The sequence below is a fragment of the Microbacterium petrolearium genome (genome assembly GCF_054782875.1).
Genome location: NZ_BAAGRQ010000007.1, coordinates 144359 through 158944, shown reverse-complemented (window position 1 = coordinate 158944; position 14586 = coordinate 144359). Strand labels below are relative to the sequence as shown.

At 72.0% G+C, this 14586-nt stretch carries 19 protein-coding genes; 9 read left to right on the top strand and 10 right to left on the bottom strand.

Annotation, left to right across the window (positions count from 1 at the left end; translation table 11 throughout):
- Window position 1: 1 nt before the first annotated feature.
- Together ACYVJ0_RS07715 and ACYVJ0_RS07710 are read right to left on the bottom strand one after the other, a co-directional pair.
- Window positions 2–478: a GNAT family N-acetyltransferase gene (locus ACYVJ0_RS07715; RefSeq protein WP_460817136.1), complete on the bottom strand. Its 477-nt coding sequence runs from the start codon at window positions 476–478 to the stop codon at window positions 2–4.
- Window positions 479–501: 23 nt separating this feature from the next.
- On the bottom strand, window positions 502–1800 hold the full coding sequence (locus tag ACYVJ0_RS07710; RefSeq protein ID WP_460817049.1) for an FAD-dependent oxidoreductase: 1299 nt from the start codon (window positions 1798–1800) through the stop codon (window positions 502–504).
- 87 nt (window positions 1801–1887) lie between these two features.
- Between ACYVJ0_RS07710 and ACYVJ0_RS07705 the strand changes: the two genes are divergently transcribed.
- Together ACYVJ0_RS07705 and ACYVJ0_RS07700 are read left to right on the top strand one after the other, a co-directional pair.
- The gene (locus ACYVJ0_RS07705; protein ID WP_460817047.1) at window positions 1888–2235 is read left to right on the top strand and encodes an ArsR/SmtB family transcription factor; all 348 of its coding nucleotides are present in this window, start codon (window positions 1888–1890) and stop codon (window positions 2233–2235) included.
- 98 nt (window positions 2236–2333) lie between these two features.
- Window positions 2334–2990: an aquaporin gene (locus tag ACYVJ0_RS07700; protein ID WP_460817135.1), complete on the top strand. Its 657-nt coding sequence runs from the start codon at window positions 2334–2336 to the stop codon at window positions 2988–2990.
- 4 nt (window positions 2991–2994) lie between these two features.
- On the opposite strand, the gene ACYVJ0_RS07695 is transcribed toward ACYVJ0_RS07700, so the two are convergent.
- The 6 genes from ACYVJ0_RS07695 to ACYVJ0_RS07670 form a co-directional block, all read right to left on the bottom strand.
- Entirely contained in the window at window positions 2995–3132 is a 138-nt protein-coding gene (locus tag ACYVJ0_RS07695) for a hypothetical protein (RefSeq protein ID WP_449853848.1), read from the bottom strand.
- Between the two features lie 70 nt (window positions 3133–3202).
- Window positions 3203–4045, bottom strand: a complete 843-nt coding sequence (locus ACYVJ0_RS07690) for a hypothetical protein (protein ID WP_460817045.1) — start codon at window positions 4043–4045, stop codon at window positions 3203–3205.
- 49 nt (window positions 4046–4094) lie between these two features.
- On the bottom strand, window positions 4095–5021 hold the full coding sequence (locus ACYVJ0_RS07685) for a carbohydrate ABC transporter permease (RefSeq protein ID WP_460817043.1): 927 nt from the start codon (window positions 5019–5021) through the stop codon (window positions 4095–4097).
- Window positions 5018–5911 (bottom strand): carbohydrate ABC transporter permease, encoded by an 894-nt coding sequence (locus ACYVJ0_RS07680; RefSeq protein WP_460817042.1) that lies wholly within the window; start codon window positions 5909–5911, stop codon window positions 5018–5020. The genes ACYVJ0_RS07685 and ACYVJ0_RS07680 overlap by 4 nt, the downstream gene beginning before the upstream one ends.
- Entirely contained in the window at window positions 5908–7332 is a 1425-nt protein-coding gene (locus ACYVJ0_RS07675) for an ABC transporter substrate-binding protein (RefSeq protein ID WP_460817040.1), read from the bottom strand. The genes ACYVJ0_RS07680 and ACYVJ0_RS07675 overlap by 4 nt, the downstream gene beginning before the upstream one ends.
- A 183-nt stretch (window positions 7333–7515) precedes the next feature.
- Window positions 7516–8193 (bottom strand): DUF6766 family protein, encoded by a 678-nt coding sequence (locus ACYVJ0_RS07670; protein WP_449853842.1) that lies wholly within the window; start codon window positions 8191–8193, stop codon window positions 7516–7518.
- A 295-nt stretch (window positions 8194–8488) separates the two neighbouring features.
- Between ACYVJ0_RS07670 and ACYVJ0_RS07665 the strand changes: the two genes are divergently transcribed.
- Together ACYVJ0_RS07665 and ACYVJ0_RS07660 are read left to right on the top strand one after the other, a co-directional pair.
- Complete coding sequence (locus ACYVJ0_RS07665; RefSeq protein ID WP_449853841.1) at window positions 8489–8986, top strand: SRPBCC family protein; 498 nt, start codon at window positions 8489–8491, stop codon at window positions 8984–8986.
- An 85-nt stretch (window positions 8987–9071) separates the two neighbouring features.
- Window positions 9072–9395: a DUF7882 family protein gene (locus ACYVJ0_RS07660; protein ID WP_449853840.1), complete on the top strand. Its 324-nt coding sequence runs from the start codon at window positions 9072–9074 to the stop codon at window positions 9393–9395.
- A gap of 66 nt (window positions 9396–9461) precedes the next feature.
- Here ACYVJ0_RS07660 and ACYVJ0_RS07655 read toward each other — a convergent pair whose 3' ends face one another.
- The gene (locus tag ACYVJ0_RS07655; protein ID WP_449853839.1) at window positions 9462–9794 is read right to left on the bottom strand and encodes a DUF7882 family protein; all 333 of its coding nucleotides are present in this window, start codon (window positions 9792–9794) and stop codon (window positions 9462–9464) included.
- Window positions 9795–9922: 128 nt separating this feature from the next.
- On the opposite strand from ACYVJ0_RS07655, the gene ACYVJ0_RS07650 reads away from it, so the two are divergent.
- The 3 genes from ACYVJ0_RS07650 (at window position 9923) to ACYVJ0_RS07640 (ending at window position 12477) form a co-directional block, all read left to right on the top strand.
- Entirely contained in the window at window positions 9923–10639 is a 717-nt protein-coding gene (locus ACYVJ0_RS07650) for a GTP pyrophosphokinase (RefSeq protein ID WP_449853838.1), read from the top strand.
- A 111-nt stretch (window positions 10640–10750) separates the two neighbouring features.
- Window positions 10751–12328 carry a sodium-dependent transporter gene (locus ACYVJ0_RS07645; protein WP_460817038.1) on the top strand — a complete coding sequence of 526 codons (1578 nt, stop codon included), beginning with the start codon at window positions 10751–10753 and terminating at the stop codon, window positions 12326–12328.
- Window positions 12325–12477, top strand: a complete 153-nt coding sequence (locus ACYVJ0_RS07640) for a MetS family NSS transporter small subunit (RefSeq protein WP_460817037.1) — start codon at window positions 12325–12327, stop codon at window positions 12475–12477. The genes ACYVJ0_RS07645 and ACYVJ0_RS07640 overlap by 4 nt, the downstream gene beginning before the upstream one ends.
- Before the next feature lie 107 nt (window positions 12478–12584).
- Here ACYVJ0_RS07640 and ACYVJ0_RS07635 read toward each other — a convergent pair whose 3' ends face one another.
- Window positions 12585–13385, bottom strand: a complete 801-nt coding sequence (locus tag ACYVJ0_RS07635) for an SDR family NAD(P)-dependent oxidoreductase (protein WP_449855102.1) — start codon at window positions 13383–13385, stop codon at window positions 12585–12587.
- A gap of 121 nt (window positions 13386–13506) precedes the next feature.
- Here ACYVJ0_RS07635 and ACYVJ0_RS07630 point away from each other — a divergent pair, with 121 nt between their 5' ends.
- Entirely contained in the window at window positions 13507–14043 is a 537-nt protein-coding gene (locus tag ACYVJ0_RS07630) for a TetR/AcrR family transcriptional regulator (protein ID WP_449855103.1), read from the top strand.
- 9 nt (window positions 14044–14052) lie between these two features.
- The gene (locus ACYVJ0_RS07625) at window positions 14053–14529 is read left to right on the top strand and encodes a glutaminase (protein WP_449855104.1); all 477 of its coding nucleotides are present in this window, start codon (window positions 14053–14055) and stop codon (window positions 14527–14529) included.
- Window positions 14530–14586 lie beyond the last annotated feature (57 nt).

Here is a 14586-nt window from a genome sequence, read left to right as displayed (position 1 = left end):
GTCACCGCGCGCGGCGCTCGATGAGGATCGTGTCGCGCCACTCGCCGGCGTGCGGGCCGGCGGCGGCCTGCGCGATCCGCTCGCGCCGGCCCACCTGGCGGAACCCGACGGCGGCGTGCAGGCGCAGGCTCGCGACGTTCTCGGGGAAGATCGACGACTGGATCGTCCAGATCCCGGCCGCCTTGGCCGCCGCGATGAACGCCTCCAGCAGCGCTCGCCCCACGCCGCGCCCGCGCGCCGCGGGGTCGACGTAGATCGAGTGCTCCACGACGCCGCGGTACACCGGGCGGGTCGACACCGCCGATGCGGCCACCCACCCCGCGACGGTGCCGCCCACCTCCGCGACGAGCCGGGGATGCGCGAGGCGGCTCGCGTCGAACGCCTCCCACGCGGGCGTGCGCGTCTCGAAGGTCGCATCCCCCGTGTCGATCCCCGCCTGGTAGATGCGCTCGACCTCGGGCCAGTCGCCGGGCGCCATCGCGCGCACGTGCACGGGCCCGCTCACGCGCAGCACCCGTCGGCCGTGCTGCACACGCCGGTGGCGGGCAGGACGAGCTCCACGCGGTCGGCCGATTCGGCATCGCCCGCGAGCCACGCCACGACCGAGCGCACCTGCTCGTATCCCGTCTTGAGCAGGAACGTCGGCGCGCGGCCGTAGCTCTTCATCCCCACGATGAAGAACCCGGACTCGGGGTGGGCGAGCTCGCGGTACCCGTGGGGCTCGACGGTGCCGCACGAGTGCACGTTCGGATCGATCAGGGGCGCCAGGCGCCGGGGCGCCTCGACGATCTCGTCCAGGCCGAGGCGCAGCTCGCGCAGCATGTCGAGATCGGGGCGGAAGCCCGTGGCGTTCACGATCAGGTCGGTGTCGTGGCTGTCCATGCCGTCGCCGCGCCGGCCGTGCACGCGCACGCCGTCGCCGTGGGGCTCGAGGCGCGCGATCTCGAAGGAGTCGACCACCTCGATCCGGCCGGTCGCGACGAGCCGCTCGAGGCGCGATCCGAGCTGCCCGCGCCCCTCGAGCTCGTCGTCGGCGGTCGTGACCCGCGCGGCGCGCGCGTTGCGGATCAGCCACGTCGCGCGGGTGCCGGGCTCGAGCTGCGCGAGGGTGGCGAGGGCGACCAGGGTGTTGGCCGCCGAGTGGCCCGCGCCCACGACGGTGGTGTGCCGCCCGGCGAACCGGGCGCGATCGGCGCCCAGCACGTCGGGCAGCGGCGCGACGAGGCGCTCCGCCACGGCGTCGGCGCCGAGCGGATCGAGGCCGTGCGATCCGAGCCGCCCCGGGTTCGCCCACGTGCCCGAGGCGTCGAGCACGGCGCGCGCGCTGCGTTCCTCCGCGCCGTCGGCTCCGTTCAGCCGCAGCGCGAACGGCGCCTGCGCGCGGCCGCGCGTGCGGGTGCGATCCATGCCCTCCCGGGTGACGGCGGCGACCTCCACGCCGGTGCGGATGTGCGGCGCGATGGCCGGATGTGCGGCCAGCGGCGCGAGGTAGTCGCGCACGAGCTCGGCGCCCGTCGGCGCGACGCCGGCCGGCGGCATCGTCCACCCTCCGGCCTCGAGCAGGCGCCGGGCCGCGTCGTCCACGAGGTGCTCCCAGGGCGAGAACAGGCGCGTGTGCCCCCAGCCGCGCACGGCGTCGGCGACGCTGTCGCCCCGCTCGTAGACGACGAAGTCGATGCCGCGCTCGGCGAGGTGGGCGGCGGCCGCGAGCCCCACCGGGCCGGCGCCGATGATGGCGATCGGCAGGCCGTCGAGCCGGTTGCCCGCGGTGGGGGCGGGTGCGATGTCGAGGAGGGTCATGATCCCCATTCCGTTCATTGAAGGATGTCGATGGACACATCCTGCTCGCATCTATCGACATCTGTCAATATCGACTATCTTCGATGCATGGCCACTTCGCTTCCGCTCCTCGACGCCCCCGCCGCCGCGTGCTGCGCGCCCCTCGCGCGCGAGCCGATCTCGGCGAGCGAGGCGGCGGAGCTCGCCCGCACCATCAAGGCGCTCGCCGATCCGGCCCGCCTGCGCCTGCTGTCGATCGTGGCCGCGAGCGAGGGGCAGGAGGCGTGCGTGTGCGACCTCACCGAGCCCGTCGGCCTCAGCCAGCCGACCGTGTCGCACCACCTGAAGATCCTCACGGACGCGGGCTTCCTCAGCCGCTCCAAGCGCGGCACGTGGGCCTACTACGCGCTCGTCCCGGGCGCGCTCGACCGCGTCTCCGAGGTGCTCAAGCCGTGAGCGGCCGCGCTCCCACCCGAGGGGAATCGCCCGAGACCGGCTCGCATCCCGCCGAATCGCCCTCGTCTCGGGCGAATGTCCTCGTCTCGGAACCGGGGATCGCGCGGCGGGCGACGGCGGAGGCGCTCGGATCGGCGCTGCTGGCGGCAGTCGTCGTGGGCTCGGGGATCATGGCGCAGCGGATGTCGCCGGGAGATGCGGGGCTGCAGCTGCTCGAGAACGCGCTCGCGACCGCGCTCGGCCTGGCCGTGCTCATCGCGATCCTCGCCCCGATCTCGGGCGCGCACCTCAACCCCGTCGTCACCCTCGTCGACGCCGCCACGGGCGGGCGGGCGTGGCGCGAGGTCGCCCCCTACGTCGCCGCGCAGATCGCCGGCTGCATCGCGGGGACGATCCTCGCGAACCTCATGTTCGGCGCCGCCGCCGTGTCGTGGTCGACGACGGATCGCGCGGGCGCGCCCCTCCTGCTCGCCGAGGGGGTCGCGACCGCGGGCCTCGTGCTCGTGATCCTGCTGCTCGCCCGCACGGGCCGCGGCGCGCTCGCCGCCCCCGCGGTAGGCGCGTACATCGGCGCGGCGTACTGGTTCACCGCGTCGACGAGCTTCGCAAACCCGGCCATCACGATCGGGCGGGCGTTCAGCGACTCGTTCGCGGGTATCGCTCCCGCCTCGGTGGCGCCGTTCGTCGCGGCGCAGCTGGTGGGCGGCGCGGCCGGCGCGGCGCTCGCCGTGTGGCTGACGCCGCGCCGGGCCTGACGGATCAGGCGTCCTCGTCGTCCTCGCCCTCGGCCTGCGACGGGTGGCCGCCGACCTCGATGGGGTCGCCGGTGTCGGGGGCGTCCGGGTCCTCGCCCTCGGCCTGGCTCGGCTTGCCGGTCGGCACGTCGTTCTCGCTCATGTGGCCTCCTCTGTCCGGTCCAGAATCGCGCCGGGCAGGGGCCGTCGTCAGGGGCTTGACACCGCCGGGATCAGGGGAAGATCGACTCCTCGTCGGGCAGCTGCGGCACCTCGGTGCGCGGGCGCGCCGGACGGTTCGCCGCCCACAGCGCCAGCCCGAGCGCGAGGCCGCCGAGGCCCCAGCCGAGGGCGAAGGTGGGCCACCAGTTCGTGACCGTGCCGACGCCGTCCCACGCGCACCGCCACCCGAGCGGGAACCAGCTCCACGCGCCCGTGAAGACCGCGCCGTGTGGCGCCGCCCAGGCCTCCGCGGCGCACACCTCGGAGGCCGCCTCCGCGGGGGAGCGGAAGACGCCCGCGAGCATCGTCACCGCCGCCAGCAGCGCGAGCGCGAGGCCGGCGCCGATCGCGCCGGGCGCGCGAAGCTCCGGCCGGGGCGGCAGGCCGAGCAGGGGCGCCGCCGCCACGACGCCGGCGCCCACCCAGAGCGGGGTGCCGAGCAGCGCCACGACGGCGACGGCGTACGCGACGGTGATCGACAGGAGCGGCAGTGCGAAGGGGGCGCGCGCCGGCGTGGGCGAGGCGGCCTCGACGACGACCGTCGCGGCACCCGTCGCGACGAGAACGGCGAGGATCGCGAGAAGGCACGCCAGCAGCGCCTGTCCGAACGCGATCATCCGCGACCGCGGCGGGCGGCGGCGTGCAAGCAGCGCGAGCGCGAGGAATGACGCCGCCGCGATGATCGCGCCGACCAGCGCCATGCCGGCGACCGACGGATCGCCGGGGCGCGGGGAAGAGAGCCCGACGAGCGTGAGGACGATGAGCAGCGCCACGGCGTACGGCGCACCGATCGCGGCGGCGGCGTAGCGGAGCGCGCGCCCCCACGGCATCCGTGGTGCGGGAGCCCGGGTCATGCCCCCGAATCTACGGGAACCGCGAGGGGGAGGCAGGCGCGCGGCCGCGTCAGCCCTTGAGGCCTGTCGTCGCGACGCCCTGGATGATGTGTCGCTGCGCGAGGAAGAACAGCACGATCATCGGCACGGTCGTCACCACGCTCGCGGTCACGAGGATCTCCCAGTGCCACTCGCCGCCGAACCCGAAGGCGTCCACGAGCGACTTCAGGCCCCGCGGCACCGTGAACGTGGCGCTGTCGCGCAGGTAGATGAGGCCGCGCATCAGGTCGGTCCACACCGTCTGCACCTCGAACACGAGCGTGACCGCGATGACGGGCCGGCTCAGCGGCAGCGCGATGCGCCAGAACACCTGCCACGGCCCCGCCCCGTCGACCCGCGCAGCATCGAACAGCTCGCGCGGCAGCGACAGCATGAACTGCCGCATCAGGAAGATGTAGAACGCGCTGCCGAAGAGGTTGTGCGCCCACATGGGGGTGAGCGTGCCCACCTGGCCGAGCGAGTTCCAGATGAGGAACGTCGGGATCATCGTGACGGCGCCCGGGAGCATCATCGAGCCGAGCACGAGGGAGAAGAGGAACCCGCGGCCGCGGAAGCGGAAGTGCGCGAAGCCCCACGCCACCATGGCGCTCGACAGCGTCACGGCCGTGGCCGCCAGCACCGTGACGATGACCGTGTTGAGCAGCCACAGCGCCAGCGGCGCCTCCTGCCAGACGGCGATGTAGTTGTCGAACGTGAACGTCTCGGGGATGAGGCGGTTGTCGAACACCTCGCCGCGCGGCTTGAACGACGCGCTCACGAGCCACACGAACGGGTAGACGAAGACGACGCCCACGAGGCACAGCAGCGCGATCGAGACGATCCGCCCGATCCGCGTGCGGCGCCGGCGCGACGGGCCGCGCCGCGCGTCGGTGGCGGCGTCGGCCGCCTCCGCGTCCGCGCTCACGGCCAGGGGCACGCGCTCGGTGACGGCGCTCACTGCGCGGCCCCCTCGTAGTGCACGAGGCGCCGCGAGAGCACCATCTGGACGGCGGTGATCGCCATGATCACGACGAACAGCACCCAGGCCATCGCCGACGCGTACCCCATGTGCAGGAACTCGAACGCCTGCTGGAACAGGTAGATGACGTAGAACAGCGCGGCGTCGTTGCTGTACGTGGAGTTGCCCGCGCCGAAGAAGGCGGTGTACGCCTCGTCGAAGGTCTGCAGCGCGGCGATCGTGTTGACGACGACGATGAAGAACACCGCGGGGCTGATCATCGGCAGCGTCACGCTGAGGAAGCGCCGCCAGCCGCCCGCGCCGTCCAGCGTGGCGGACTCGTACAGCTCCTCGGGCACGCCCCGCAGCGCGGCGAGCAGGATGAGCACCGACGATCCCACGGTCCACAGGCTCATGATCACGAGCCCCGGCTTCACCCACGCCGGGTCGGTCGTCCACGACGGCCCGTCGATCCCCACCGCGCCCAAGGCGCCGTTGATGACCCCGTTCTGGCCGTTGAACAGCAGCAGGAACAGGATGCCCACCGCGACGGGCGGCGTCATCTTGGGCAGGAAGAACACGGTCCGGAAGAACCCGGACGCCCGCCCGGCCCGGTTCAGCAGCGTCGCGAGCGCGAGCGAGACGGCCACGTACAGCGGCACCTGCAGCACGGCGAACAGCAGCGTGTTGCCGAGCGCGAGCGAGACCTTCGGATCCTCGAACAGCTCGACGTAGTTGTCGAAGCCGACGAAGTTCGGATCGTTGATGACGTCGTAGTCGGTCAGCGACAGGTAGGCGCTGTACAGGATCGGCCACGCGGTGAAGACCGCGAAGCCGATCAGCCAGGGGCTGAGGAATCCGAGGGCGGCGAGGGACTCGCGCCGCCTCATCCCTCGCCCTCGACCCTCTCCCAGGCCTCGTCGAGCGCCTCCTGCGCCTGCTGCTGCGCGTCGGCGAGCGCGTCGGCCGGCTCGGCCTCGCCCGTGAGCACGGCGTTGACGGCGTCGTTCATGGCCTGCTCGAACTCGGCGTCGGCGGGGTTGGCCGGCAGGGCGAAGGTGTGCTCGTTGGCCTCGTACATCGCCTCGACGCCCGCGTCCCACGGCTCGCCGCCCGAGGTCACCATGTCGCGCACCATCTCGTCCGCCTCGGCGTTGCCGGTGAGGATGCCGGTGAACGGCTTGCCCTCGGCCTCGCGCAGCTCGAGGCGCGCCTGCGCGGCCGCCTGCCACGCGTCGAGCGAGGTCATCGCCCGCGCCCAGCGGCACGCCGCCTCGGGGTTCTCGGCGCCCGCGGGGATCGCCCACGCCGATCCGGACGCGTACGCGAGCGGCTCGCCCTCCAGGTCGCGCACGGTGTCGAACGCGAGCGGCGCGTCGGGGGAGACGTCGCTGAGCACGTTGACGTACCACTGCTCCATCGGCATGGCGCCCAGCACGCCGCTGGCGAACTGGTTGCCCTCGCCGAAGAAGTCGGCCGAGTCGCGGAACGCCTTCACGTCGGCGAAGCCGCCCTGCGCGTCGTAGATCGACACGGCCCATTCGAGGGCGCGCACGGCCTCGGGATCGTCGAGGTTCGCCTCGCGACCGTCCTCCGACAGCAGGTCGACGCCGGCGGCCTTCGCCCACAGGGGGAAGAACTCCGGGAGCTTGCTGTCGATCCCGATCACCTCGAGGCCCGTGCCGCCGCGCCGCATGAGCGCCTCGTTCGCGGCGGACATGGCCTCGCGATCCGATCCGTTCACGTCGTCGATCGAGAGGCCGGCCGCGTCGAGCAGGTCGGCGTTCGCCATCGTCAGCTGCACGACGTTGAACTCCGGGATGCCGTAGACCGTGCCGTCGAGCGTCACCTGCGCCAGGGCCGACTCGACGTACATCGACATGTCGATGCCCTCGCCCTCGATGCAGCGGTCGAGGGGCAGGATCGCGTCGCGCGCCGCGAGCGAGCCGATCTGGTCGCGGTTGGCGTAGACGAGATCGGGCGGGTCGCCGGTCGCCACCGTCGACAGGAACTGCTGCAGATCGAGCTCGCCCTCGATGAGGCGCAGCTCGACGCCGTCGCCGAGCTCCCGCTCGGCCAGGTCCATGCGGCTCGTCGCGACCTCGTCGACGCCCGAGAACCCCATCACCGAGAGCTCGCCCTCGAGCGTCGCGTCCGCGTCGTACTGCGCGTCGTCGTCGCCGCCCGCGCTGCCGGTGCCGACGGCGCAGCCGCCGAGCAGGCCGACCGCGGCGATCGCCGCGAGCGCCCCCAGGCGTCTGCGGCGTGAGGTCACGTTGCCTGAGAACACCACGTCCCGCTCCCTCGTCATCCTGCCGCGGAGAAGCGCGGCGGGGCGACGCTACGCCCGGCCGCGAGCCGTTCGGAAGGTGCTTGACAAGCGGTTCTCTCCCGGAGAAGCGCTTCTCCGGCGTCGGCAGGCATGCCGGGTCCGGCATATCGCGGACCCCGCGGCGGGGCGATCCCCATGCGGCCGCCACGGGCCGCACCGCGTCTACTGCGACTCCTCGCCCGCGACGTGGTGCGGCAGGCCCACCGGCTTCGCCTCGGACGAGCCGCGCTGGCGCAGGTAGATCGAGAACGCCACCATGCAGCCCACCGCGAGGAACTCCGACTGCCAGTTCTGCAGCGTGCGGCTCCAGAACTCCGGGCTCGCGATGTACGCGAGCCACGTCATCGGCGGCTCGCCGTGCTGTGCCGCCTCCTCGTTCGCCACGGTGGTGCCCGCCAGCGACTGCGCGAGCCACGACAGCACGAAGACGGCGCCCATCACGATGAGCATCGAGTTCGACAGCAGCCAGCGCCGCGCCCCCTCCACCTTCGCCCACGCGGGCGACTCGGGCAGCGCGTGCGGGCCGAGCAGCTGATCCTCCTCGGACCCGCGCCCCTCGTCGCCGGGCTTCTTCGACTCGGGCGATCCGCGCTGCACCAGCCACACCGTGGCGAGGATGAACACGAAGAACTGCAGGAACTCGCTCTGCCAGTTCTCCGCGACGTCGACGACGAACTCGCTCGACGTCACGTACTGCCACAGTCCCTCCTTGGGCCTGCCGTGCCTGACCAGCTCTTCGTTGCTCTGCGCCAGCCCCGCGAAGGCCTGTCCGATGATCGTGGCGAAGAAGATCGCGAGGAAGAACAAGCTCAGGCCCGCGTCGCGTGCGAAGTGCCGCATGTCACCTCCCCAGGGCCGGGATCAGGATCATCAGCGCCAGGCCGACCGTGACGATGGTGATCCAGGCGCCGAAGGCGAACCGCATGGGGCGTCGATCCACGTCTTTCTCCATGCCGCGATCCTCACGCGAGGCGCACGGCGGTGCCACGGGTTGACACGGCCGGCGCCCGAAGCTTGCGGGCATCGGCATGTTGAGCGCCGTCGCGCCCGGCGTCAACCCCGTCGTCAACGCGATTCGCGGTGCCTAGCGTGGCTCGCACGACATCCGCAGATGAGATCCCTAAGGAGGCACGAGATGGCCACGACCACACTTCGCGCGGAGGTGGACGTCGAGGCGCCCATCAGCAAGGTGTACGACCAGTGGACGCAGTTCGAATCGTTCCCGGAGTTCCTGGGGGCCGTGAAGTCGGTCGAGCAGATCGATGACGTGCGCACGCGCTGGACGGTGAGCATCGCGGGCAAGGAGAACTCGTTCTACGCCGACGTCGTCGATCAGGTGCCCGACCGTCACGTCTCGTGGCAGAGCGCCGACGGCACCTTCCACCGCGGCAGCGTCGAGTTCGAGCCGAACGCCGAGGGAACGCACGTGCGCCTCGAGATGGAGTGGGAGCCCGAGGGGCTCCTCGAGAAGGCCGGCGCGGCGCTCGGCATCGACGACGCGCAGGCACGCATGGACCTGCGGCGCTTCAAGGAGTTCATCGAGGAGCGCGACTCGGAGACCGGCGCGTGGCGCGGCGAGATCCACGGCGCGCAGGAGACCTCGCGCGACCAGGGCGGCGTCGCAGGCATCTGACGCGTCCCCGCAACGGCCCGGGTACCACCCGGGCCGTTGCCCGCGCCCGCGATATCGCCCGGCGCGGGTCGGTTAGAGTCGCCCCATGGGACGGTTCCTCTATGGCGCGGCGGCCACAAGCGTCGAGATCGATGACCGCACGCTGGCCCACCTGCGCATTGTCGTCATGAACAAGCTGCGCCGGGGCGAGCCCTTCATGTTCGACACCAAGCTCGGCGAGGGCGAGGGGCGACGCAGCTTCTGGCTGCACCCCTCGATCCCGATGCAGTTCCACTTCTCGGGCGGGCGCGCGCCGCGCCTGAACCGCGCGTGGCTCGACGACCTCATGCTCGCCGCGAGCGGTCCCAACGGGCTCACGATCACCCCCGAGCCGCCCGAGCCGAGCTCGCAGCCGGCGGGCGAGGACTGAGCCGCCCGCAGCTCAGACGAGAAGAGCGCCGATCCCCGAGGGGGTCGGCGCTCTTCTCGTGCGCGCTCAGTTGCGGGCGGGCTCCTGGTCGGGCGGCGACTCGACGTGCTCCTCGGTCAGCATGACGCCGCCGAGCGCGTTCGCCGAGTGCGCCAGCTCCTCGATCCAGGCGCGGTTCAGCTCGGGCGCCTCGGGCTCGTCGAACACGAACCGCAGCGGCAGCGACGGGTTGATCCAGATGGTGCTGCGCCCGGTCGGCTCGGACTCGTGGTGCTTCCACGACACCGTGAAGCTCTCGTTGCGCCGCAGCTTCGCGACGATCACGACCTTCAGGTGAGCCAGCGCGCGGTCCTCGATGTGGATCGGTACGGCGGATCCGCCGTAGTACAGGATGCCCATGGGGCCACGGTATCCCGTGATGCCTCTTCGCGCACGCGCCGCGCGTCGCGCGAGGGCGCCGGCCGCCGCGGGCAGAACCATAGGCTTCTCACAGCCGACGCCGACCCCGCCTGCATAGCGTGAGTCGCATGACCACCGATGCGGCGGACGCGCTCGCCTTCGACGACGAGGCGCTGGCGGAGGCGCGGGAGATCCGCGACGACCTGGCCCGGTTCCTGTCGGAGTACCGATTCGGGATGCGCGAGATCGAGACGAAGATGCTCATCCTGCGCGACGACTTCGAGCACACGCACGCGTACAACCCGATCGAGAACGTGTCGTGCCGGCTGAAGACGCCCGACTCGATCCTCGCCAAGGTGATGCGCAAGGGGATCGAGCCCGACTTCGACACGATCCGCGAGCAGGTCACCGACATCGCCGGCGTGCGCGTGACGTGCAGCTTCGTGAGCGACGCCTACCGGCTGTTCGAGCTGCTGGCGGGGCAGGACGACGTGACGGTGCGCGAGGTCAAGGACTACATCGCGCACCCCAAGCCCAACGGCTACAAGAGCCTGCACGCGATCGTCGAGGTGCCGGTGTTCCTCTCGACGGGGACCGTGCATGTGCCGGTGGAGGTGCAGTTCCGCACGATCGCCATGGACTTCTGGGCGAGCCTCGAGCACAAGATCTACTACAAGTACGAGCGCCAGGTGCCGGTGCGCCTCACCGACAGCCTGCGCGACGCGGCCCTCACGGCCGCCGAGCTCGACGAGCGCATGGAGCGCATCCACCGCGAGATCCACGGCGCGCACCCGCCGATCCGGCCGCTGCGCGCCCTCGACGGGGGCGACGACCAGGTCGCCTGAGCCCGCGGCTCCCGACGCGACATCCCGCGCGCTGTTCCCTCGCGCCCGCCCGGCCGCGTATTCTCGGTCACCGGCGAAGGCCGTCACCGAACGTCGCGAGCGAGGAGCACCATGGCGCGAGCGCAGCGCGAAGTCACCGCCGTCCCCGAGCGGGAGCAGTGGTCCGGGCAGGTGGGATTCATCCTGTCCGCCCTCGGCTCGGCCGTCGGGCTCGGGAACATCTGGCGCTTCCCGGGCGTCGCCTACGAATCCGGTGGCGGGGCGTTCCTCATCCCGTACCTCGTGGCGCTCGTCACCGCCGGCATCCCGATCCTGTTCCTCGACTACGCGATCGGGCACCGCTTCCGCGGCTCCGCCCCGCTCGCGCTGCGTCGCCTCGGCGGCAAGCTCGGCGAGGGGCTCGGCTGGTTCCAGGTGCTCATCAGCGTCTTCATCGCGATCTACTACACGGCGGTGCTCGCGTGGTCGTCGAGCTACTTCGTGTTCTCGTGGGACCTGCGATGGGGCGATGACCCCACCGCCTTCTTCACGGGCGACTACCTGCACGCCGCCGACTCGACGACGGCCCCGTTCACACTCGAGTACATGCCGGCCGTGGCGATCCCGCTCGCGATCATGTGGATCGTCACCCTGGGCATCCTCGCCGCGGGCGTGGTGAAGGGCGTGCAGCGCGCGAACGTCATCATCATCCCGCTGCTCGTGCTCGCGTTCCTGACGATCGTGATCTACTCCCTCACGCTGCCCGGCGCCGCGCACGGCCTCGACGAGTTCTTCACCCCCGACTTCGCGGCGCTCGCCGATCCGAACGTCTGGATCGCGGCGTACAGCCAGATCTTCTTCTCGCTGTCGGTGGCGTTCGGCATCATGATCACGTTCGCCTCGTACCGCAAGCGCCGATCCAACATGACCGGCGCGGGCCTCGTCGTGGCCTTCGGCAACTCGTCGTTCGAGATCCTCGCGGGCATCGGCGTGTTCGCGACGCTCGGGTTCTTCGCGTTCCAGCAGGGCGTCGCCGTCGGCGACCTCGAGGGCCTGACGGGCGTGGGCCTTGCGTTCATGACCTTCCCCGCCATCGTGAGCGAGATGCCCGGCGGCGAGTGGGTCGGTGCGCTGTTCTTCGGATCGCTCACGCTCGCGGGCCTGACGTCGCTCATCTCGATCCTCGAGGTGATCATCGCCGCGCTGCGCGACAAGTTCGCCCTCACCCGGGCCCAGGCGGTGCTCGGCTTCGGCGGCGCACTCGCCGTCGTGTCGATGGTGCTGTTCGGCTCCACCTCGGGCCTCACGGCGCTCGACACCGTGGACAACTGGGCCAACAACGTCGGCATCGTCGGCTCGGCCGTCGCCATGTCGGTGATCGTGCTGTGGGTGCGCCGCCGCGGCCGCGAGCTGTCCCGGCACCTCAGCGCGCTGTCGACGTTCCACGTGGGTCGCCTGTGGACGTTCTTCACGGCGGTGCTGGCGCCGGCCGTGCTCGCGTACATGCTCATCACGAAGATCATCGATCTGTTCGTGAACGGGTACGGGGGCTACCCCACGTGGTATCTCGGCGTGGCCGGCTGGGGATCGGTGCTCATCATGATCGTCGGCGCGCTCGTGCTGCCGCAGCTGCGCTGGCGGCATGATCCCGACCGGTTCGAGGCCTGGCCGACGGATGCGCAGCTGAACCTGAAGGGAGGCGCCCGATGAGCGGCATCGCCATCGCGTTCTTCGTCATCGCCGCGGTGCTGGTCTGGGGCGGCCTCGCTGCCTCGATCGTCTTCCTCGTGCGCCGCCCCGAGGTGGCGTCGTACCCCGACGGCGGCACCGAGGACGACCGCGACGAGGACGAGCTCTAGCCGCCGGCCTCACAGGCGGGAGATCGGCGAGAATCCATCGCCGCGCCGAGAATCCGCGGGTGACGGGATTCTCGGCGCGGGTCTGGATTCTCGCGGGTGTGCGGCGATCAGGCCGCGGACCAGCCGCCGTCCGAGGGCAGGATGACGCCGTTGAGGTTGGTGGCGTCGTCGGTCAGCAGGAACGTGATCGACGCGGCCAGCTGCGAGGCGTGGGCGATCGAGGGGATCGCCGCCATGCCGCGCTGGATGCGGGGCGCGGCGAACTCGCTGGCGAACGTGCCCTCGATGTTCGTCGCCACGGCGCCGGGCGCCACCGCGTTGATCCGCACGCCTGTGAGCGCGTAGAGGTACGCCGAGCTCTTCGTCATGCCGACGACCGCGTGCTTCGACGCGGTGTACGCCGTGCCGGCGGCCGAGCCGCGCAGGCCGGCCTCGCTGGCGACGTTCACGATCGATCCGGCGCCGCGCTCGAGCATGCCGGGCAGCACCGCCTTCATGAGCTTGAACGAGCCCGTCACGTTGACGGCGAAGACCTTCTCCCACAGCGCGGGGTCGATCTCGTGGATCGGCTGCATCCGGTCCATGATGCCCGCGACGTTGGCGAGGCCGTCGATCCGGTCGCCGGCGGCGGCCGCGATCTCGGAGACCGCCGCGTCGTCGGTGATGTCGGCGACGACCTTGACGATGTTCAGCGCGGGGAACTCCCCGACGAGCTCGTCCAGGCCGGCCTCGTTCATGTCGACCGCCACGACGGTGCCGCCCTCGCGCGCGATGCGCGATGCGGTCGCGCGGCCGATGCCCGATCCGGCTCCCGTGACGATGATCGTGCGGCCGTCGAACCGGCCGGGCGTGATCTTCTCCTCCCACTGGGCCATCTGGGGTCCCTGGGCAGCTGCGGCGTCGCTCATGGCGATGCGTCCTTTCGATACGCGGCCGGCGGATCGTGGTCGCCGTCGACCGAGGGGTGCGCCGTCGGATGGCGGCGCGACCGGACATGTATGTCCGGATCTACGAGATAGTTTAGTTCCCGTGGCCGAGCCCTCCAAGAGCAACCGCGGACCCGCCGCCGGTCCCGCGAACCGACGCGCCCTCATCGCGGCCGGGCGGGAGCTGTTCGCCGAGCAGGGCTTCGGGGTGCCGTTCAGTCAGATCGCCAAGCGGGCGGGCGTCGGCCAGGCCTCGCTGTACCGCCACTTCCCCGACAAGACGGCGCTGGCGGTCGCGGTGTTCGACGAGAACCTCGCGGCCGTCGAGGCGCAGGCGCACGACCTGCGCGGGCTGCTCGAGCTCGTCGTGGCCCAGGCGCGCATGTCGGCGTCGCTGCTCGAGGCGCTCGCGCCGTCGACCGATCCCGCCGTCGCCGCCCTCGCGCAGCGGCTGGAGCGGATCATCGCCGGGATCCTCGGGCGGGAGCGCGAGGCGGGTCGGGTGGACCCGTCTGTCACGGTCGAGGACGTCGCCACGGCCGTGAGCATGGCGGCGTTCCACACGGCGTTCGCGCCCGAGGGGCGGCCCGACGCCGGACGGGCCGCCATCGCGCTGATCGAGCGGGCCCTCGCGCCGTAGCCTGGTCGGGTGGACCCGGCCGAGCTCTTCGACGAGGCGCGGCGACGGCTCGCGCCCGTGCCGCGGGAGGCCCTCGGCCGCCTGAAGCTGCCCGGCGGGCTGCGGCGGGCGCTGGGCGCCCGGCCCCGGATCGTGCCCGATGGCGAGGCCTGGCGCGTGGGCGTGCTGCTGATCGGCGACGACGCCGTGCACGAGGTCGGCCAGGTGCTGCGCGCGAGCGAGGAGCGACGGCGCGGCTTCACCGCGGAGGCGGCGCGGCGGCGCGCCGAGGCGGCCGCGATGTGCGTGCGCGGGGGCTTCGCGGAGGGGACGACGGTCAACGTCGACCACGCGCGGATCGACCTGGCGGCGGTGGCGGCGGGAGAGGCGTCCGGCCCGCTCTCGTGGCGAGACGGCGCCCTCGTGGTGCGCTGGACCGCGGGCGGGGCGCTCATGCCGCTGGACGCATACCTCCGGGAGCGCGTCGCCATGCTGCGGGGAGAGTGACCGCACGCACGCACATCCGGCGGGCCGGGACAAGCCCCTGTCGGCGGATGTCGGCGG